This window comes from Streptomyces sp. SAS_270 (assembly GCF_052543295.1).
The window spans coordinates 1-19,935 of record NZ_JBMNDS010000001.1 but is presented as its reverse complement, the minus strand read 5'-3'; the positions used below and the strand labels follow the sequence as shown (position 1 = coordinate 19,935).

Sequence of the window (19,935 nt, the reverse complement as noted above, 5' to 3'; positions counted from 1 at the left end):
CCGGTTAACGACGAGTAGGGGCCACCGTCACGCGGGCACGAATCGTTCACTTGCCTTGGGTAACGTTGTCGGTGTGGCGCAGCACGACGAGGTCGACACCTCCGCGGAACACCGGACGACGACGATCGAGCAGGGGCGCTTCTGCCTGGCCCGCTGCACCTGCGGCTGGCGCGGCCCGGCCCGCCGGGCGCGGAGCCTGGCGAGAGCGGACGCGGAGGGACACGACGGGCTGAGCCCCGGGGCCTGATACCCCCCGGTGTCGTGGAGGTTCCGGGAAAGTCGTCTTGGAACCCCTGGGACCGGAGACTCGTCTCGTTCCACGGGAACCAACAGGAGGCGGGGCGCACATGCAACGGCGTACGTTCATCGGCGGCGCGGCGGCCGCGATCGCGACGGCGGCCACGTCCGCGTGCAACGGCGACGACGGCGGCGGCAAGGCGGCGGGAGCCGGCGAGACCACCGGCACGACGACCGCGACAGCGACCCGTACGTCGACCCACACGTCCGCCACCGGCGCGAGCACCGGCACCCGTGCCGCCGCCGCGAACCTGAGCGCCCTGGCCAGGGACCTGGACGGCGCCCTGATCCGGCCGGGCGACCGCGCCTGGGCGGCGGCCCGCCAGCTGTACAACACCCGCTTCGACTCCCTGAAGCCCACGGCCGTCGCCTACGTCGCGCACGCGGACGACATCCGCACGACGCTGGCGTACGCACACGCCCACAACGTGAAGGTGTCGATCCGCAACGGCGGCCACTCGTACGCGGGGTGGTCCTCCGGGAACGGCCGGCTCGTTCTCGATGTGTCCAAGCTGAACAAGATCCGGGCGAGCGGCGGCACGGCGGTGGTCGGCGCCGGTTCCAAGCTGATCGACGTCTACCGCGCCCTCGCCGCGCAGGGCGTGACCATTCCCGCGGGCTCCTGCCCCACCGTCGGCGTCTCGGGTCTGACCCTCGGCGGCGGCCACGGTGTGGTCTCCCGCGCGTACGGCCTGACCTGCGACAGCCTCACGCAGGCGACGCTGATCACGGCCGACGGCAAGCAGCTCACCGCGAACGCCACGGAGAACAAGGATCTCTTCTGGGCGCTGCGCGGCGCGGGCAACGGCAACTTCGGTGTCGTCACCGAGCTGCGCTTCAAGACCCACCCGGCGCCGCAGGCCGTCTCGGCGTACATGACCTGGCCCTGGGCGAAGGCCGCCGCCGTGATCAAGGCCTGGCAGGAGTGGGGCCCCAACCAGCCGGACGAGATCTGGTCCTCGTGCCACCTCGCGAACGCGGCCGGGGGGACGCCCACGATCTCCATAGCCGCGTTCTCGCTCGGCACGTACGGCGAACTCCAGAACGCGGTGGACCGCCTGGCGGACAGGATCGGCGCCCCGGCGCGCAGCGTCTCGCTCAAGCGCCGCTCGTACGAGGACTCGATGGAGGTGTACGCGGGCTGTTCGTCCTTCGCCACGGACGCCCAGTGCCACCTGCCGGGTTCGACACCGGGCCGCTCCCCGCAGGGTGCGCTGGGCCGCGAGACGTACGCGGCCCGCTCGGACTTCTTCGACGTCTCGCTGTCGGCCGCCGGCATCCAGACCCTGATGAAGCAGATGACGACGGTACGGGGCGGCGCGGGCAGCATCGCCCTGACGGCGCTCGGCGGGGCGGTCAACCGGGTCTCGCCCACGGCGACGGCCTTCGTGCACCGCCGCTCGCGGATGCTCGCCCAGTACATCGTCTCCTGGCAGGCGGGCACCTCCGGCACGACCGGCCAGTCCTGGCTGACCGCAGCCCACACCGCCATGGAGCCCTACGCCTCCGGCGCCGCCTACCAGAACTACACCGACCCCACCCTCACCAACTGGCGCGAGGCCTACTACGGCCCCGCCGCCTCCCGCCTGAAAACCCTGAAGAACCAGTACGACCCAAACCGCTTCTTCACGTTCCCGCAGGCGCTGTAGGGGGTTCAGCCCGTCCGCCGCTTGATCTTTCAGCCCGTCCGGCGCTTGAGAACACCCCACCATCCCCCACCCACCCGATGGGGGCGCATTTCAGCCCGTCCGGCGTTTGAGGACGAGGCCGTTCAGGCCGAAGCGGGGGAAAGGGGGCGCAGCCCCCAGGTCAACGGGAAGGGTAGGGGCGGAGGGGGCGAAAAACCCTCCGGCTCAGCCCTACGCGGCGAGATCCCGCTCCTCGGCAGACGCCCCCGCCCGAGCCCCGGGAATCGCCGCCTCCTGCCCCACAGCCACCGCACCCCGCGCCCGAACCAGCCACCCCACCCGAGGCGACCGCTCCACCGCTTTGGCCACCGGCGTCAGCAGAAGCATCGCGAGCGGCGACAGCAGCAGAGCAACCGCCGTGCCGAGCGCGAACCCACCCACGACATCCGTCGGATAGTGCACGCCCATGTACACCCGGCAGAACCCCTCAAGCAGCGCCAGCCCGATCCCCACCAGCCCGAACTTCCGGTTCGCGACGAACAGCGCGACCCCCATCGCCATGGTGAGCGTCGCGTGATCGCTCACGAACGAGAAGTCGCTCTTGCCGCTGACGAGCACGTCGAGCCCCTGATGGTCGACAAAGGGCCGGGGCCGCTCCACGAACCCCCGTATCGGCACGTTCACGAGCACAGCGATCCCGGCGGCGAGCGGCGCCCACACAAGCCCGGCCACGGAAGCCGCCGCGCCCTCGTCGCCCCGGCGCCGCACGGTCCACCAGCACCACAGCACGAGCAGCACCATGGCGAGCAGCAGCCCGTACTCACCGACGAACTCCATGACCCGGTCGAACCAGCGCGGCGCGTCCTTGGCCAGGCCATTGATGTTGTAGAGCAGCTCGACGTCGGGGTTCGAACCGGATTCGGCGAGTCCAGCCATGGTGCTGCGGCCCCTTCGTCGTCATGTTCTCGCGGGCGCACCTTTCGCGCGCCGCTCGTCCCACCCCCGTGGTCGTAGATCCGCGTCGAAGACTCGCCCCTACGTGAACGTCTACTGAAAAGGAACGCACGGCTTCCTTCAATACGTTCCACACTCCACCGAATGATCACGCAGACGTTATCGAAGAGAGACACATTGCCGCAGCTCAGGGGGTGGGTTCACGGTGGGTTCACACCGTGGTGGGCAATGCTTTCGCGCCATCTTCGGTGACCCGGGTCGCCCCGAAGTAGTCGGGGGTGTCGATGGAGTCGAAGCGGATGACGGCGCCCGGTTTCGGCGCATCAATCATGTATCCGCCGCCGACATAAATCCCCACATGCCGGATGGCCCGGGAATTGGTGAGGTCGTCCGAGAAGAACACGAGATCCCCCGGAAGCAGCTCTTCCCGCTTGGGGTGCGGCCCGGCGTTGTACTGGTCGTTGGCGACCCGCGGCAGGGTGACCCCGACGGCGTCGTACGCGGCTTTTGTCAGCCCGGAGCAGTCGAAGCGTCCGCCCTGGTCGGAGGTGCCGTTGCCACCCCAGAGGTAGGGGGTGCCGAGCTTCTTCTGCGCGTAGTAGATCGCTCCGGCCGCCTGTTTCGAGGGGTCCACCCGGGTCACGGGCGCGGCGAAGCTCTTCTCCAGACTCGTAATCGTCTTCACGTAGTTCTGGGTTTCCCGGTACGGCGGTACGCCCCCGTACTTGATGACGGCGTACGCCCCCGCGTTGTACGCGGCGAGCATGTTCTCCGTCTGGTTGCCGGGCGCGTCCTTCACGTACGAGGCGAGCTTGCAGTCGTACGACGCGGCCGACGGAATCGCGTCATTGGGGTCCCAGACATCGCGGTCCCCGTCGCCGTCGCCGTCGATTCCGTGCGTGGCCCAGGTCCCCGGAATGAACTGCGCTATTCCCTCCGCCTTCGCCGGGCTCTTGGCGTTCGGATTGAACCCGCTCTCCTGATACAGCTGGGCAGCCAGCAGCGCAGGATTGATGGCGGAGCACAGGTTGCCCCACTTCTGCACGACCGTCTGGTACGCGGCCGGTACGGCGCCCTTGGCGAGCGCGACGGCACCCTGCCCGACCCCGCCCGCGAGGTTCCCCGCGACCATGTAGACGCCGACGACGAGCAGCATCACGAAGCCGACCCCTGCCGCGGCGGCAGCGGTCGCTACGATCCATGCCCTACGCACCGTCAACCGCCCCTCGCCGACCAGGAGTCCGCCGACCGTCAGTGTAGAGGCGGCCCGGGCACTCCGGGACGATCATCCACAAGGAGAAACCGCACGTGGCGACCCCGCCCCAGCATCCGAACGCGTCTCAGGGCAACCCCTACGCCCCGCAAGGCGATTACGCGCCAAACCAGGCCGCGTACGGCCAGAACCCGCCGTACGGGCAGAACTCGTACGCACAGGGACAGCCGCAGCCCGGGCAGCCGCAGTACGCGCAGGGACAGCCCCAGTACGCGCAGGGACAGGTCCCGCCGCAGGCCGGCTATGTCCACAACCCGAATCCGTACGGCCAGCCGGGCGCCGCCGCCCCGACGACTCCCCCCTGCCGTATCTGCGGGGCGCAGCCGGCCGGTGACGTGACGATTCGTCAGCACACGGGGCTGCTGGTCGCGATGCGGTTCTCCAAGATGGAGGGCCCGCTGTGCCGCTCGTGCGCGACCTCGGTCCACCGTGACATGACGACGAAGACGCTGGCGGGCGGCTGGTGGAGCGTGGGCTCGATCCTCTTCTACGTCTGGTTCACCCTGCTGGCGAACCTGCACGCCCACTCGAAGATCAAGAAGCTGCCGCAGCCGACCCCGTCGCCGACGGGTGTCGTGCTCGACCCGGGAAAGCCGGTCTGGCAGCGCCCGCTCGCGTACGTGTGGCTGCTCCTGCCGCTGGGCTGGATCGCCGCGTTCGTCGCCAACCAGGCGAACTAGGGGGTGTCGGCCGCCGGCTTCAACTCCTGTCGGCCGCCGCACTGTACAGCGCGGCGGCCTCGTCCCCGAGGACGACGCTGTAGGAGATGTCTGCGGTGCTCCCGCCCTGCTCGTGCCCGCCGAGGATCCCGACGACCGCGCCGTCGCCGTTCACCCAGGGGCTTCCGCTGGTGCCGCCGGTGAAGTCGGGGCACTCGATGCGCTGCTGGCTGGAGCTGTGCGCGGTGGGCTTGTTGGTGCAGGTGATGGGCGTGTCGAGGGTGTTGGGGTAGCCGGTGACGGTGACGGCGGTGGCCCCGGTCGTGCGGTGGGTGGCGAAGGCGTTGCCCCCGACGACGTCCTCGACGCTCTCGCCCTCGTCGTCGTCGGCAACGACGGCGAAGGCGACGTCACTGTCCTCGTCCTGCGCCCCGGTCCACGCGTCGCCGAGGTAGGTCCTCTCGACCTCCCACACGCCGTACGGCGCCTTCCCGTCCCGGTAACCGGGCGCGAACCGGAGCTTTCCGCCGCCGTCCACGCAGTGCGCGGCGGTGACGATCAGGTCCCGCCCCTTGCTGTGCACGACCGAGGCCGTACAGAAGTGCCCGTCCGCGAGATGGCCCCGGAACAGGGCTCCTACCCGGGCGCTCGCCGAGTTCGCGGCGGCCTGCACGGTCACACCGAAGGGGCCCGGCCCGTCGTCCGCCGCCGCCAACGAGGACGACGTCGCCGCCAGCAGCAGGACGGCGCCGAAGGCCGCGTACCGGTGGGTTCCAGTGAGACGCGTGAGGTGCTTCATCACTCAGCACTGTGACCCACGAGGGTGAGAAAAAACCTCGGACGGGCTTGGAGGACGCTGAGAATTCACTGTGCCGACCCATGAGCTGCCCGGATCACGCTCCGATCACACCCCCTCACCGTAGGCCACCCCACTGACACTCGGCCCAGAGCAGCTTGCCGTCCTGGGTGGCGGCCGCGCCCCACGCGTCGGCGCAGGCTCGCACCAGGTGCAGACCGCGGCCGTGCTCCTCGGTGTCCGCGGGCCGCGGGGGTACGCCGGGGTCGCCGAAGCCGGGCGGGAGGAGCGGATCGGAGTCCCATACGGCGATACGGAGGCGGTCGGAGCCCTCGGTGTGGACGCGGAGGGCGTACGGGCCGGCGGTGTGGAGATGGGCGTTGGTGAGGAGTTCCGAGGCCAGCAGCTCGGCGGTGGGGGTGAGCCCGGTCAAGCCGTGCGCGGCGAGGACGGTACGGAGGGTTGCCCGGGCGATCCCCGGTGCGCGTGGATCGTGCGGGAGTTGAAGGGTGTAGGCCCAGGTGGGGGATACGGTGGCCATCGGAAGTCTCCGATCACGGAGGGGAGTTGAGTGGTCTCACTGCGGTGCCCAGTGACCAGGCCGCTCCGTCGAGCGGGGTGCTTCTGGGTGACATGGCGCCCGAGAAGAAGCTAGCGCTAAGTTGTAAGTTCTTAGACCCAGATACCTGAAGTGCTTCAGGGTTCATACGTGTGGGTGACAGGGAGAACGACGGTGGCCATGAGAGGAACCCCCACGGGGCGTCAACTCCGGCTGGGGGCCGAACTCCGCAAGCTGCGCGAGCGGTCCGGCCTGAGCTCCACACAGGCGGCACAGCTACTCGGCATCAAGCAGAACCAGGTCAGCAATATCGAGGCCGGCCGTCATGGCGTAAGCCCAGACCGCCTGCGCACCATCGCCTGCCACTACGACTGCTCGGACAAGGCTCTTGTTGAGGCGCTCGCGGGCATGACCCCTGGTCGCAAGCGGGGGTGGTGGGAGGAGTACCGCGAGCTGTTGCCCGCCGCCCTCCTGGACCTTGCGGAACTCGAACATCACGCCACGCGGCTGCGTACGGCCGTGACCGTGCACATCCCAGGTCTCTTCCAGACCACGGAGTACGCCCGCGAGATCTTTCGTCAGGCCGTACCAGAACTCCCGCCGCCGGATGTGGAACACCGGGTGACGTTCCGGGTCAAGCGGCAGGCCATCCTCTTCCGGGTCCCCCCGACCCCGCACCAAGTGATCATTCACGAGGCCGCCCTGCGCATGAAGTTCGCCGGGCCGGATGTGACCCGAGAGCAGCTCAAGTACTTGCTGGACATGAACGAGCGGGACCACATCGCCATCCATGTCATCCCGTTCGACTCGAACGTCTTCCCCGGCTCCGGCCAGTCGATCTACTACGCCGAGGGGCCCGTACCGCTCCTCGACACCGTGAACCTCGACCAGTCGCACGGCCCGGTGTTCCTCGACGCCGAAGCCCAGCTGGACAAGTACCGCGTACTGCTCGACCGCATGGAGTCTGCAGCCCTCGCCCCTGATGAGTCGCAGGCGTTCATCCACAACATCCTCAAGGACCGGTGAAGGAGCCCGAGATGCCCACACTCGATTGGCAGAAGTCGTCGTACTGCCCAGAAGGAAACTCCTGCGTGCACGTCGCCGCCGCCCCCGGTGCCATCCAACTCACCGAAACCGCCGACCCCGGCGAAGCAATACTGAAGGCGGCCCCCGCCGCCTTCCGCACCCTCCTCCGCACCCTCAAGAAGGAAAGCCCCCGTGGCTGAAATCCCCCCGAACCTCGACTGGGTCCGCGCCGCCCCCGACGACGCGACCGGCCCCGGCCCCTGGATCGAGCTGGCCTTCGGCGAAGGCGAGGACGGCGACGCCCCGGTCTACATCCGCGAGACCAGCGACCCGGACAACGTGGTGACCACGAACCGCCGGAAGTGGGACGCCTTCGTACTCGGCGTACAGGCAGGCGAGTTCGACCACTTCGTCGAGGGGCTGACGGACCAGTAGAGGTGACCGTCGGGTGAAACCAGCGCCCCCACCGAGATCGTCCCTGCCCAAAAGGCAGGGACGACAGAAGGAGACGGACGATCTCAGGCACCGAAAAGACCAAGCTGACCCGCCGCACCCTCCTCGCAGGAGGCGCCGCCACCACGCTCGCGCTCACCGCAGGTCAGGCGCACGCGGGCACCCGTAGCGGGGGCGTGCACGTCCTGCTGCGCGAGCTCGAGGAGCAACACGGCGCCAGGCTGGGCGTGTTCGCGTACGACCTCGGGACGAAGGCCACCGTGAGACACCGCGCGGCGGAACGATTCCCCATGATGTCGGTGTTCAAGACACTGGCCGCGGCGGCCGTCCTCAGGGATCTCGACCGGGACGGCGAGACGCTCGCCAAGCGGATCTTCTACACGCAGGCGGACCTGGACCGGGCGCAGGGCTCCCCGGAGACGGGCAAGCACCTGGCCGAGGGCATGACCATCGCGGAACTCTGCGCGGCGGCGATCTGCCAGAGCGACAACGCCGCGGGGAACCTGCTGCTGCGCGAGCTCGGCGGCCCCGCGGCGGTGACCCGCTTCTGCCGCTCCGTCGGCGACGGCATGACGCGGCTCGACCGCTGGGAGCCGGACGTCAACACGTGCGAGCCGTGGCGGACGCAGGACACCACGACCCCGGCCGCGATCGGCCGCACGTACGGCCGTCTGATCCTCGGCAGCGCGTTGGACGCGCCGGACCGTGAACGCCTGACCGGCTGGCTGCTGGCCAACACGACCAGCGGCGAACGCTTCCGCAAGGGCCTGCCGAAGGACTGGACGATCGCCGACAAGACGGGTGCCGGCGCCTACGGCTCCAACAACAACGTGGGCATCGCCTGGACGCCGGACGGTACCCCGATCGTGCTGGCCGTCCTCACCACCAAGCCGGACGCGACCGCCGCCCCGGACAATCCGCTGATCGCCGAGACGGCGGCCGTACTCGCGCAGGCGGTGACCCGGCCCTCGTAAACCCCCCGGCAGTTCCTGTGAGTTGGGTCAAGGCAACGTCAGCTTCCAGCCATCGAGCTGCCATTGATCGGTAACGCGGAATCCTGCGTTCAGTAAGCCGGGGGTCAGGATTCCGGATCGCTCTTGTTGTCACGTACTCAACAAGGTCAAGGTCTACGCGGGTCACAGACCCGGCCCGCCGGGTCCACACAGCGCCCGGCGGGTGGCACCCGCACTGCCCCTGTCCACAACTCTCAGGAGCTGTACGTTGCGTACCGAAACCCCCCACAGCGCCCCCGACAACAGACGTCCCATACGCGCCGGTTGGCGTCGAATAGGCTCCGCGGCCGCCGCCACCGCCGCCCTGCTGGTCGCCGGACTCGGCACCGCTGTCGACGCCAGTGCCGCACCGGCCGTCACGCCGTCCGCCGCGGCCAAGGCCGCCTCCTCCAAGGTCACTTGGACCCCGGAAGGCTGCGCCACGCCCAAGAAGAAGGGCGACCTGACCTGCAACGCGCTGCGCGTCACGGGTGGCGTCACCGCCTTCCAGAAGGAACAGGCGAAGAAGAAGGGCGTCACGGCGAAGGCCGTCTCGCCGAAGGCGGCCTCCGCCACCCCCACCGGCTACGGCCCGAGTGACCTCCAGGACGCCTACGGCCTGACGGACGCCGCGTCCTCCAACGGCTCCGGCGAGACCATCGCGATCGTCGACGCGTACGACGACCCGAACGCCGCGGCCGACCTCACGGCCTACCGCTCGTACTACGGCCTCCCGGCGTGCACCACCGCCAGCGGCTGCTTCAAGAAGGTCAGCCAGACCGGCTCCACGACCTCCCTCCCCACCGCCGACAGCGGCTGGGCCGGTGAGATCTCGCTCGACGTCGACATGGCCAGCGCCATCTGCCCGAACTGCAACATCCTGCTCGTCGAGGCCAAGTCGTCCTCCATGGCCAACCTCGGCACGGCCGTGAACGAGGCCGTCAAGCTCGGCGCGAAGTTCGTCTCCAACAGCTACGGCGGCTCGGAGTCCTCCTCCGACACGTCGTACGACTCCTCGTACTTCAACCACGCCGGCGTCGCCATCACCGTCAGCGCGGGCGACGAGGGCTACGGCGCCGAGTACCCTGCCGCCTCCCGCTACGTCACCGCCGTCGGCGGCACCGCCCTCTCCACCAGCTCCAACTCCCGCGGCTGGACCGAGAAGGTCTGGAACACCAGCAGCACCGAGGGCACCGGCTCCGGCTGCTCCGCGTACGACACCAAGCCGACCTGGCAGACCGACACCGGCTGCACCAAGCGCATGGAGTCCGACGTCTCCGCCGTCGCCGACCCCGCCACCGGCGTCTCGGTCTACGACACCTACGGCGCCGACGGCACCGGCTGGAACACCTACGGCGGCACCAGCGCCTCCGCCCCGATCATCGCCGGCGTCTACGCCCTCGCGGGCACCCCGGGCACCAGCGACTACCCGGCCCAGTACCCGTACAACGCGGCCGGCACCTCCGCCCTCAACGACGTGACCAGCGGCAGCAACGGCACCTGCACCACCAGCTACTTCTGCACCGCGAAGTCGGGCTACGACGGCCCGACCGGCTGGGGCACGCCCGAGGGCCTCGACGCCTTCACCGGCTGATCCGAGCCAACCTCCGGGAAGATGCGGGCCGCGGCGACCAGCCGCGGCCCGTTCGCCGTGTCCGGGATAGCCTTCACCCGGAGAACACCGGCTCGACCGCCGACTCGACCACCCGCCCGACCACCCGTCAGAAACAGGGATACGGCCGGGTCGTGGCCGTAGAAGGGGTTAACGACGGAACCACACCACAGGTTCCGGTTCGACCTCATTGCCCGGCGTGACCTGCCGTGATACACAGAGTGACCATACGACTCCTCGTAAACCGATCCGCACTCCCGTGAGGGTTCCGTGTGGACCGGCGACCAGGTATTCGTACGAAACCCGCCAACCAATGACGCCAAGTCGACATACGGCAGCGTCATTCTCGGCGAGAATGGGCCCGACCTCTGCGCACCGTGGGCAGAGGGGGCAGAACTACCCACTAGGGGCGGTGACTTACATGCTTCTTGCAGCCGAAAAGGGCGACATCACCACGATCATCGGCGGGATCGCCCCGGACTGGGGCCCCTTCGGCAGCCTGGGCAACGAGGCGCGCGTGATGATCGAGGTCGTGATGGCGGTCGCCATCCTGCTCTGCCTCGGCATCGCGATCTGGGGCGCGGCCAAGCAGCGCATCGGCGCCACGGCCCTGCGCGACACCTTCAGCGCCGAGCAGGGCAAGGGCCTCATCATCGCGGGCCTGACCGGAGTCTTCATCATCGGCTCCCTCGGCACGCTCTTCACCATCGTGTACGGCATGGCCGTGTAGCCCGGCCGCCGGCAGCACCCGGATCCCCCTGCTCCCCTTCAACCCACCCGTCCGTCGTGCCCACCGGCTGAGGTTGCGTTTCCCTGATGTCGAGTCACCACACCGCGCCCGCGCGGCGGCCAGCACGGCTACCGTCGTACTACGCGGTTCACCAAGAGGTCGAGGGGGCGTACGCGGCATGAGTCTCGGCGACGAGCCCGGATACGGCGACACCTCGCGCGACGACGAAGGGGGCTACGGCGGCACCGGCCAGACCCGGACCCGCCTCCCCGACCGCGGCGGCGACCCCTACGGTGGCGCCCGGCGCGGCCGGTCCTCCTCCCGCAGCCTGGTCACCGTGGTCGGTGTGGTCGTCCTGCTGATTGCGGCCATCGCCTTCGCGAACCGCGGCGGCGACGACGACTCCTCTTCGGGCAGCGACAGCACCAACAAGACCAAGACCTCGGCCACAGCACCCTCCGGCGAGCGCCCGGTGGATTCAAAGGTCGCCGGAATCCCATCGGGCTTCGCCCACAGCGAGCAGGGGGCGCAGAGCGCGGCGGCGAACTATGCGGTGGTCCTGGGGTCCGAGGGCATGTTCAACGCCGCCAAGCGGCACGAGATCGTGCAGAACCTTGCCGATCCCGGTGCGCTGAACCGACTCCAGTCCGGGTTCGACGCCGACTACACGGCAGACTTCTTCAAGAAGCTCGGCCTCAAGGACGACGGCAGCGCACCCGCGGGCAGCACCTTCGTGAACCGCACGCTGCCCGCGGGCACCAAGATCACGTCCTCCGGCGCTGACGCGGCCACCGTCGAAGTCTGGTGCAACAGCCTGTTCGGTCTCACCGGCGAAGCCTCCACCACCCCCGTGTCCAACGGCTGGTTCACCGTGACGATGAAGCTGAACTGGACCGGTGGTGACTGGAAGATCCTTGAGACCAGTCAGAAAACCGGCCCAACCCCCGTCAACGCCGACGACCCCGTCTCCGGGGCCGAGGACATCGGCAAGGCTGTCGAGGAGTTCGGAGGGTTCACGTATGCCCGGTAGCCAGCACCGCGTGCTCAAGCTCACCAGCATCGTGGCCGCCGCTCAGGCGACCGCAGTCCTGCTGGCGACCCGAGCCGTCGCCGCCCCCAGCCCGAAGCCCTCATCCAGCACCGACCCCTGCTCACGGATCTCGGGCCCCGCAAAGCAGTACTGCGAACGCGGCAACAACAAATCCGGCTCCGGCGTAACCGGCAACAACGACCCCACCAGCACCCTCGACCCCCTCTCCTCCCTGGCAAAGGGCTGCGCGGAGGCGGCCTCCTGGACGGTCGACAAGCTCAGCGAAGCCGTGAAGGACACGGCGAACGTGGACTTCACGAACCAGAAGTTCCTCCAGCAGTACGCCGTGGTCTTCGCCGCGTCGACGATCCTGACCCTGCTGCTGTGGCTGCTGGCCGTGGCCAAGAGGGCGGTGCGAGGCGTCCCCCTCACCACCGCGCTCTCGGAGGCGATCGGCTTCCTCTGGCTCACCGTCCTGGCCTCGGCGTTCACCCCGCTGATCCTGTACACGGTCGTGTCCGCGACCGACGGCGTCACCGAAGTCCTGGCGAAGACGACCGGCAACCAGACGGACACCTTCTTCGGCACGTTCTCCGAGGCGCTGAAGAAGAACACGGACATCGGCGGCGGCCCGATCATGCTGATCGTGGTGTCGCTGGTGTCGATCCTCGCCGCAGGCGTGCTCTGGCTGGAGCTGGTGATCAGAGCCGCGCTGCTGTACGTCGGTGCGCTCCTCGGCACGGTCGTGTACGCGGGGCTCGTCGACAAGAACCTGTGGGGCCACGTCCGCCGCTGGGCAGGCATCATGATCGCGGTGATCCTGGTGAAACCGGTCATCGTCATCGTGCTGGGCCTGGCCGGCGCCCTGTCCGCGGACGACGGACCCGACGCCTTCTCCGCCGTGGTCTCCGGCCTCGCCATCATCCTGCTCGCCATCTTCGCGAGCGCGATGATCTACCGCTTCGTCCCGGGCTTCGGCGACGAGATCGCGGGCTCCCGCAACAACCGCATCATGCAGGGCGCCGAGGGCAAGGCCGCGGCCGTGATCAGCTCCCCGGCGACCCTGGTCGCGCAGGGCATCAAGACCCACAGCTCCCGCGCGGACAACAACGGCGGCGGGGGAGGCGGTGGCGGCAACCAGCGGCCCACCAACCCCGCGTCCGGCGGCGTGGCCGCTCACAGCACACGTACGCCCACGGGTGGCGGCGGATCTGTCCCCTCCGCCGCACCCCCGCCGCGCAGCAGCCCGGCGAACACACCGCACGCGAGCAACAGCCGCAACGGCAGTACAGGTACCAGCAGAAGCAACCGCACGGGAGGTGAAGGGCGTTGACGACCGAGTCCCACGTGTCCCATCCGGTCACGCCCCGCCGTACATATCTGATCGGCCGCGCCCGGCCGAACGCGATCGTCGGCAGGAACCGCGAGTCCGGCGAGATCGCGCTGATCATCGTGGGCGCGTTCCTCGGCATGATGTGCGGGCTCCTCGTCCCCGTCCTCTTGTTCCGCATCGTGCTGCTGATGGGCTTCCCGCTGGTCGCCCTCGCCGCGGTGTACGTCCCGTACAAGCGGCGGACGTTCTACAAGTGGTTCGAGATCAACCGCAGTTACAAGCGCAGCCTGCGCAAGGGCACGGCGTACCGAAGCAACGTCATGGAGGCGGGCACCCGCGTCGACGGCCGCGAGGTCGAGATCGGCCCGCCGCCCGGCATCGGCCGGATCAGCTGGCTCGCCGCACCGTTCGGGCCCGACGAGATCGCCGTACTCCTGCACGCCGACCGGCGCACGGTCACGGCCGCGCTCGAGATCGAGGGCCCGGGCGTCGGCCTGCGCGACAGCGAGGACCAGGAAGCCCTCGTCGACCGCTTCGGCACACTGCTGAAGCACGTCGCGAACGGCGACGGCTTCGTCACCCGCATCCAGATGCTCGCCCGCACCCTCCCCGCCGACCCGGACGCCCACGCCAAGGACGTCTCCGTACGCGGGGACGACCGGTCCCCCGGCTGGCTGCAGAAGTCGTACGACCAGCTCCAGTCCATGGTGTCGACCAGCAGCGAGCAGCACCGCGCCTACCTCGTCGCCTGCATGCACTACTCGCGTGAACTGGCCGCCGAGGCACAGGCGATGGCCCGTGCGGCGCGACCGCAGGGCGGCCGGAAGATCGACCGGGACGCGGGACTCGCCGTCGTCATGGCCCGCGAGCTGACCGACATCTGCTCGCGGCTGCAGGAAGCCGACATCCGCGTACGACAGCCACTGGGCCAGGGTCGGTTGGCGTCGCTCGTGCACTCCATGTACGACCCGGACCACCCCATCGACCACATCCAGGCGATGACGAAGCGGAACGCCTGGCCGGCCGAGCTCGACGCGATGGAGCCGACGTACCTCCAGGCGAAGACCCGCGAGTCCTCCACGCGCGCGCCCTGGTGCCACTCCACGGCCTGGGTGAAGGAGTGGCCGATGACCCCGGTCGGCGTCAACTTCCTTGCCCCGCTGCTGGTTCACACCCCGGACGTCATCCGCACGGTCGCCGTCACGATGGACCTCGAACCCACCGAGATCGCCATCGAGCGCATGCTGACCGAGAAGACGAACGACGACGCGGAGGCGTCCCGCGCCGCCAAGATGAACCGCACCGTCGACCCGCGCGACATCGCCTCGCACAACCGCCTGGACCAGCGCGGTGAGGACCTCGCGAGCGGCGCCGCCGGCGTCAACCTGGTCGGCTACATCACCGTCTCCTCACGCTCCCCGGAGGCCCTGGCCCGCGACAAGCGCACGATCCGTGCCTCCGCCGGCAAGTCGTATCTGAAGCTGGAGTGGTGCGACCGCGAGCACCACCGCGCCTTCGTGAACACACTGCCGTTCGCGACCGGAATCCGCAGGTAGGGGCCGACTTTCTGATGGGGCCGATGTTCTGATGGGGCTGATGATCTGATGCGGGATCCGCTGACCGCCGCCACCGACGCCTTCACGTCCTTCCTCTTCGGCAAGATCGAGACCACCCGGCTTCCGGTGCGTACGTCGACGGGCCAGGCCCAGGCGGTCTACCTGCCGACCGCCGCACCCGGCCTCGGCGACTCCGGCGTCATCATCGGACGCGAGGTGTACTCCGGGAAGGGCTACATCTACGACCCCTTCCAGCTGTACGGCCAGCAGCTCCCGGCACCGCACTGGCTGGTCCTCGGCGAGTCCGGCAACGGCAAGTCGGCGCTCGAGAAGACGTACGTCCTACGGCAGTTGAGGTTCCGCGACCGTCAGGTCGTCGTCCTCGACGCACAGGGCGAGGACGGCGTCGGCGAATGGAACCTCATCGCGGAAGAGCTGGGGATAACCCCCATCCGGCTGGACCCGACGGCGGCCCTGGACATGGGGATCCGCCTCAACCCCCTGGACCCGGCGATCACGACGACCGGACAGCTGGCGCTGCTCCGGACCATCATCGAGGTCGCGATGGGCCACGGCCTCGACGAGCGCTCCGGCTTCGCGCTCAAGGTCGCGCACGCGTACGTGAACGAGACGATCCTCGACCGCCAGCCCGTCCTGACCGACATCGTGGAGCAACTGCGCCACCCGGAACCGGAGTCGGCCGAGGCGATGAACGTCGCCATAGACGACGTACGGGCCTGGGGACTCGACGTCGCCCTGGTTCTGGACCGCCTGGTCGACGGCGACCTGAGGGGCATGTTCGACGGCCCCACGACGGTCGGCATCGACCTGGACGCGCCCCTCATCGTCTTCGACCTCTCCCACATCGACCGCAACTCCATCGCCATGCCCATCCTGATGGCGATCGTCGGCGTGTGGCTGGAGCACACCTGGATCCGCCCCGACCGCAAGAAGCGCATCTTCCTGGTCGAGGAGGCGTGGCACATCATCAACAGCCCCTTCGTCGCCCAGCTCTTCCAGCGTCTGCTGAAGTTCGGCCGACGGCTCGGTCTGTCGTTCGTGGCGGTCGTCCACCACCTGTCGGACGTGGTGGACGGGGCGGCGGCCAAGGAGGCGGCCGCCATCCTGAAGATGGCCTCGACCCGGACTATCTACGCCCAGAAGGCGGACGAGGCGAGGGCGACAGGACGCGTGATCGGCCTGCCCCGGTGGGCGGTGGAGATCATCCCGACCCTGACCCCCGGCATCGCGGTCTGGGACGTCAACGGCAATGTCCAGGTGGTCAAGCACCTGATCACGGAGACCGAACGCCCCCTCGTCTTCACCGACCGCGCCATGACCGAGTCCTCCGTCGACCACCTCTCCGACGACGCGCTGCACGCAGCCGAGCTGGAGGCGGAGGAGCGCGCGGCGGCCTTCATGGAGCAACATCTCAGCGATCTCGACGACTCGTCCGAGTCCACGGTGGCGTGAGAGCGGCGAGCGGAGAGCGGGGACCTGAGATGAGACCGGACGAGCGCGGGCGCGACCGCCGCCCTGATCAGCGCCGCGAGGCCCGCCGCGAGGGCGAAGGGGGCATCCCCGACGGCCTGTTGGTCGGGTTCCTCGCCTTCCTCCTCGGCATGACCCTGATGGTGTGGTCGGCCACGGGCCTCGCGGCCTGGTTCGCCCAGGGCACCTGGCCCGACCACGTCACCTTCGCGCGCACCCCCTTGGCCATGCACCACCTGATCGGCCGGCCGCACGACGTCCCCGGCGCCTGGCCGGACACCCCCAAGAACCAACTGTCCGGCTACGGCCTCTTCTGGGGCCTGTTCATCGGCCAGCTGATGGTGCTGTTCGTACTGACGGTGTTCGTGATGGGCACGGTGACGAGATGGCGAGCGGTCCGACGAGCCAGGTCAGCCCGTCCGGCGTTTGAGGACGAGGCCGTCCAGGCCGAAGCAGGGGGCAAGGGGGCGCAGCCCCCAGAAACGGGAAGGGAAGGGGCGGAGGGGGCGAAGGAAATCCCCACCCCCCACGAACAGCCCGCGCCTGCACCAGCCCCAGTCCCAGTCCCTCAGCCCGAGCCCCAACTACAGGTCCCCGCCCCCCGAGGCCCCGTCCTCCTCGGCCCCGCCGAGACCCGGCACCCGGTGGCCATCCAGGCCGTACGGGACGCCGAGGGCCCCGTCCTGGTCGTCACCTCGAACCCGACGGTCTGGTCGGAGACCAAGGACGCGAGAGCCAAGCTGGGCCCCGTCCTCCTCTACGACCCCACGCACCTGTGCGACACCCCGGCCCGCCTCCACTGGTCCCCGGCCACGGGCTGCGAGGACAAGGCGACGGCCGTGGCAAGGGCGGCGGCGCTGCTCGCCCCGGTGCGCCCCGGCGCCAAGGTGGACCAGGCGATGGCAGACGTCGCGGAAACGCTCCTGCGGAGCTATCTCCACGCCGCCGCGGTGGAGGGCAGGGCGTTCCGCCACGTCCACCGCTGGGCACAGGGCACCCAGGTCCAGGACGCCGTACGAACCCTCCGTACGAACCCCAAGGCCGCGTCCGGAGCTGCCGGCGAACTGGAGGCGGCGCTCACCTCGCACCCCGAACGGCGCGACATAGCGCAGGAGTTGACGGCTCGCGCGCTGTCCGCCCTGTTCACGGTCAACATCCGGGAATCCTGCACATCGAATCGAACTGACACCCTCGCCTTGGATTCCTTTGTCAACGAAGGGGGCACGCTTTATGTGGTCGGTGAACCCATCGAGGACCCCAAGGCGAACCCCGGCGCGATGCCGCTCCTGACGGCCCTCGCCTCAAGCGTGGTCGAGCGTGGCCGGCGCATGGCCGAACGGTCATCCTCCGGTCGCCTCGACCCACCACTTACGCTCGTCCTGGACGACGTGGCGGCGGTGGCTCCGCTTCCCCAGCTGCCGGAGCTGCTGTCCGCCGGCCCTGACCGGGGCCTGCCGACGCTGGCCCTGCTCCGCTCCCGGGAACAGGGCCGGGCGCGCTGGCCGCAGTACGAGCTACCGGTGTAGCACCGCCCCGGTACGACGGCAGGGACTGCGACGGCAGGACTTACAAGGCCCGGACCTATGACGGCAGGATCGCGAACTCCAGCTCCAGCGAGCTCTCGTCGCCGGGTACGGGAGCGGTGCCGCCGGTCGCGGCGAACCCGCTCCGGCGGTAGAACGCCTCGGCGCGCGAGTTCTTCTCGTGCACGAAGAGCCGGACCCGCTCCAGGCCCATCGCCCAGGACCACTCAAGGGCGGCGTCGAAGAGCGCCCCGGTGATCCCGTTCGCGCTCCCGCGGTGCTCCGGCCGTACGAAGACCCCCACCACATGCCCCTGGCGCTGTTCGACCGGCTGCCCGAAGGGGTCCTGCGTCCCGGCCTCCTCGACCAGCACGATCGCGGTTCCGGCCCACACCCCGTCCGGCCCCACGGCGACGAACTGCTGCCGCTCGGTCGTCCCGACCGCCGCGCCCGCCGCCCGCTCCTGCCAGTACGCGTCCGCTCTGGCGATGGCGTCCTCGTACGTCTCCAGGAACGCCAGGTGGGCAACCGGGTCCTTCAGTGCGGCCAGCCGGAGTTCCTTCACGGCGGGCCATTCCTCGGAACGTATGGAGCGGATCACGTGGTTCATACAGGCCACCGTAATATCCAGGTGCTACACCGCCACTCCATTATTCGCAGAGAGAAGCAGGGAGATTCCTGCATGCCCAAGCCCACGCTCGAAGAACTCCGTCACGTCATCCACCCCCCGGGGAAACTGGACAGCCGCGCGGAACACTGGGCAGGCCGCCTCTACATGCGCTCGATCTCCCTGCGCGTGACCCGCCACATGCTCGGCACCCGGCTCTCGCCGAACCAGATCACGGCCGTCATGGTCGTCGCGGGCGTCCTCTCCGGAGTCGCCCTGATCCTGCCGGGCCTGGGCGGCGCCGTACTGTCCGTCGTCTTCATGCAGTTGTATCTGCTGCTCGACTGCGTGGACGGCGAAGTCGCCCGCTGGCGCAAGCAGTTCAGCCCGCTCGGCGTCTACCTGGACCGGCTCGGCGCCTACCTCGCCGACGCCGCCGTCATGGTCGGCATGGGCTGGCGCGCCGCCGAACTCGGCCTGGACCTCTACCTGGTGGCCGGCCTCGCGGCCGCCATCGGCGTCCTTCTCCTCAAGTCGTCCTCCGACCTCGTGCACGTGGCCCGGTCGGACAGCGGCATGGAGAAGGCCACCGACCAGTCCGTCGTTCCTCGCTCCAGCGGCCTGGCCCGAATCCGCCGTATCGCCTCGGCTGTCCAACTGCACCGCCTGGTCAACGGAATCGAGTGCACGATCCTGCTGCTCGTCACCGCGATCATCGACCTGTCCCTCGGCGACCTGACGGCCACACGGATCGCAACGGTCGCCGTCACGGCGATCACCTGGCTTCTGGTCCCGGCACACATCGTGTCGATCGTGGCGTCGTCGCGCCTGAAGTAGCTCTGAAGCGGTACCGGTAACGGCGGTGGGCCCCGGCTCACGAGCCGGGGACCCCCGCTTCGCTGTCTCCTCAGGGCTCGGCCGCCACAGGTGCTGGGACCGGGGCCCCTTGGCCATGCAGAGAGCGCCCTGTGCCCGTGGAGAGACCTTCACCGACGCCTTCTGTACGGGCGTGGAGGCACCGTGACATGGCTGTGCTGACGTGCCAGTGCTGACGTGAGCATGACCGCCCGGTGAACGTGAAAAAGCCCCAACTCCCGGGTGTGTACCCGGTAGTTGGGGCTTTCTCTTAAAAGGAGTTCGGCGGCGTCCTACTCTCCCACAGGGTCCCCCCTGCAGTACCATCGGCGCTGTGAGGCTTAGCTTCCGGGTTCGGAATGTAACCGGGCGTTTCCCTCACGCTATGACCACCGAAACACTATGAAACTGTCAACCGGAGCCGTGGCATGGCTACGACGGTTGTTCGTGGTTTCAGAACCAACACAGTGGACGCGAGCAACTGAGGACAAGCCCTCGGCCTATTAGTACCAGTCACCTCCAGCGGTTACCCGCCTTCCAGATCTGGCCTATCAACCCAGT

20 protein-coding genes and 1 rRNA gene are annotated in these 19,935 nt (G+C 69.1%); 15 read left to right on the top strand and 6 right to left on the bottom strand.

All coding sequences use genetic code 11. From position 1 onward, the window contains the following. Positions 1-73: 73 nt before the first annotated feature. Both ACN6LB_RS00105 and ACN6LB_RS00100 read left to right on the top strand, forming a co-directional pair. Positions 74-247 carry a hypothetical protein gene (locus ACN6LB_RS00105; protein WP_356144602.1) on the top strand — a complete coding sequence of 58 codons (174 nt, stop codon included), beginning with the start codon at positions 74-76 and terminating at the stop codon, positions 245-247. A 100-nt stretch (positions 248-347) separates the two neighbouring features. Continuing rightward, entirely contained in the window at positions 348-1,946 is a 1,599-nt protein-coding gene (locus tag ACN6LB_RS00100) for an FAD-binding oxidoreductase (RefSeq protein WP_445024024.1), read from the top strand. A 210-nt stretch (positions 1,947-2,156) separates the two neighbouring features. Here ACN6LB_RS00100 and ACN6LB_RS00095 read toward each other — a convergent pair whose 3' ends face one another. Then, entirely contained in the window at positions 2,157-2,861 is a 705-nt protein-coding gene (locus ACN6LB_RS00095; RefSeq protein WP_445024023.1) for a phosphatase PAP2 family protein, read from the bottom strand. A gap of 229 nt (positions 2,862-3,090) precedes the next feature. Next, positions 3,091-4,098, bottom strand: a complete 1,008-nt coding sequence (locus ACN6LB_RS00090) for a C40 family peptidase (RefSeq protein ID WP_445024022.1) — start codon at positions 4,096-4,098, stop codon at positions 3,091-3,093. Positions 4,099-4,187: 89 nt separating this feature from the next. Here ACN6LB_RS00090 and ACN6LB_RS00085 point away from each other — a divergent pair, with 89 nt between their 5' ends. After that, complete coding sequence (locus tag ACN6LB_RS00085) at positions 4,188-4,832, top strand: hypothetical protein (RefSeq protein ID WP_445024021.1); 645 nt, start codon at positions 4,188-4,190, stop codon at positions 4,830-4,832. A gap of 19 nt (positions 4,833-4,851) precedes the next feature. On the opposite strand, the gene ACN6LB_RS00080 is transcribed toward ACN6LB_RS00085, so the two are convergent. Both ACN6LB_RS00080 and ACN6LB_RS00075 read right to left on the bottom strand, forming a co-directional pair. Then, positions 4,852-5,610 (bottom strand): trypsin-like serine peptidase, encoded by a 759-nt coding sequence (locus ACN6LB_RS00080; RefSeq protein ID WP_445024020.1) that lies wholly within the window; start codon positions 5,608-5,610, stop codon positions 4,852-4,854. A 115-nt stretch (positions 5,611-5,725) separates the two neighbouring features. Next, positions 5,726-6,148 (bottom strand): ATP-binding protein, encoded by a 423-nt coding sequence (locus ACN6LB_RS00075; RefSeq protein ID WP_445024019.1) that lies wholly within the window; start codon positions 6,146-6,148, stop codon positions 5,726-5,728. Positions 6,149-6,346: 198 nt separating this feature from the next. On the opposite strand from ACN6LB_RS00075, the gene ACN6LB_RS00070 reads away from it, so the two are divergent. From ACN6LB_RS00070 to ACN6LB_RS00020, 11 genes are all read left to right on the top strand, one after another. After that, positions 6,347-7,192 (top strand): helix-turn-helix domain-containing protein, encoded by an 846-nt coding sequence (locus tag ACN6LB_RS00070; RefSeq protein WP_445024018.1) that lies wholly within the window; start codon positions 6,347-6,349, stop codon positions 7,190-7,192. Between the two features lie 11 nt (positions 7,193-7,203). Continuing rightward, positions 7,204-7,392 carry a DUF397 domain-containing protein gene (locus ACN6LB_RS00065; protein WP_356144618.1) on the top strand — a complete coding sequence of 63 codons (189 nt, stop codon included), beginning with the start codon at positions 7,204-7,206 and terminating at the stop codon, positions 7,390-7,392. Continuing rightward, on the top strand, positions 7,385-7,627 hold the full coding sequence (locus ACN6LB_RS00060) for a DUF397 domain-containing protein (RefSeq protein WP_445024017.1): 243 nt from the start codon (positions 7,385-7,387) through the stop codon (positions 7,625-7,627). Before ACN6LB_RS00065 ends, ACN6LB_RS00060 begins: the two co-directional genes overlap by 8 nt. Positions 7,628-7,707: 80 nt before the next feature. Next, a complete protein-coding gene (gene bla / locus ACN6LB_RS00055; protein ID WP_445024188.1) occupies positions 7,708-8,619 on the top strand; it encodes a class A beta-lactamase in 912 nt (303 codons plus the stop codon). A 247-nt stretch (positions 8,620-8,866) separates the two neighbouring features. Beyond that, positions 8,867-10,231 (top strand): S53 family peptidase, encoded by a 1,365-nt coding sequence (locus ACN6LB_RS00050; protein WP_445024016.1) that lies wholly within the window; start codon positions 8,867-8,869, stop codon positions 10,229-10,231. 439 nt (positions 10,232-10,670) lie between these two features. Next, a complete protein-coding gene (locus tag ACN6LB_RS00045; RefSeq protein ID WP_018527881.1) occupies positions 10,671-10,979 on the top strand; it encodes a hypothetical protein in 309 nt (102 codons plus the stop codon). Positions 10,980-11,157: 178 nt separating this feature from the next. After that, a complete protein-coding gene (locus ACN6LB_RS00040) occupies positions 11,158-12,009 on the top strand; it encodes a hypothetical protein (protein WP_445024015.1) in 852 nt (283 codons plus the stop codon). Further along, positions 11,999-13,342, top strand: coding sequence for a hypothetical protein (locus tag ACN6LB_RS00035; RefSeq protein WP_445024014.1), 1,344 nt, complete (start codon positions 11,999-12,001; stop codon positions 13,340-13,342). Before ACN6LB_RS00040 ends, ACN6LB_RS00035 begins: the two co-directional genes overlap by 11 nt. Continuing rightward, positions 13,339-14,898, top strand: coding sequence for an SCO6880 family protein (locus ACN6LB_RS00030; RefSeq protein ID WP_356144629.1), 1,560 nt, complete (start codon positions 13,339-13,341; stop codon positions 14,896-14,898). Before ACN6LB_RS00035 ends, ACN6LB_RS00030 begins: the two co-directional genes overlap by 4 nt. Positions 14,899-14,946: 48 nt before the next feature. After that, positions 14,947-16,371, top strand: coding sequence for an ATP-binding protein (locus tag ACN6LB_RS00025; protein WP_356144631.1), 1,425 nt, complete (start codon positions 14,947-14,949; stop codon positions 16,369-16,371). Between the two features lie 29 nt (positions 16,372-16,400). After that, positions 16,401-17,915: a type IV secretory system conjugative DNA transfer family protein gene (locus tag ACN6LB_RS00020; RefSeq protein ID WP_445024013.1), complete on the top strand. Its 1,515-nt coding sequence runs from the start codon at positions 16,401-16,403 to the stop codon at positions 17,913-17,915. Between the two features lie 55 nt (positions 17,916-17,970). Here ACN6LB_RS00020 and ACN6LB_RS00015 read toward each other — a convergent pair whose 3' ends face one another. Then, positions 17,971-18,522 (bottom strand): GNAT family N-acetyltransferase, encoded by a 552-nt coding sequence (locus ACN6LB_RS00015; RefSeq protein WP_445024012.1) that lies wholly within the window; start codon positions 18,520-18,522, stop codon positions 17,971-17,973. Between the two features lie 72 nt (positions 18,523-18,594). On the opposite strand from ACN6LB_RS00015, the gene ACN6LB_RS00010 reads away from it, so the two are divergent. Beyond that, positions 18,595-19,356: a CDP-alcohol phosphatidyltransferase family protein gene (locus ACN6LB_RS00010; protein WP_445024011.1), complete on the top strand. Its 762-nt coding sequence runs from the start codon at positions 18,595-18,597 to the stop codon at positions 19,354-19,356. Positions 19,357-19,654: 298 nt separating this feature from the next. On the opposite strand, the gene rrf is transcribed toward ACN6LB_RS00010, so the two are convergent. Further along, a 5S ribosomal RNA gene (gene rrf, locus ACN6LB_RS00005) occupies positions 19,655-19,771 on the bottom strand. Positions 19,772-19,935 lie beyond the last annotated feature (164 nt).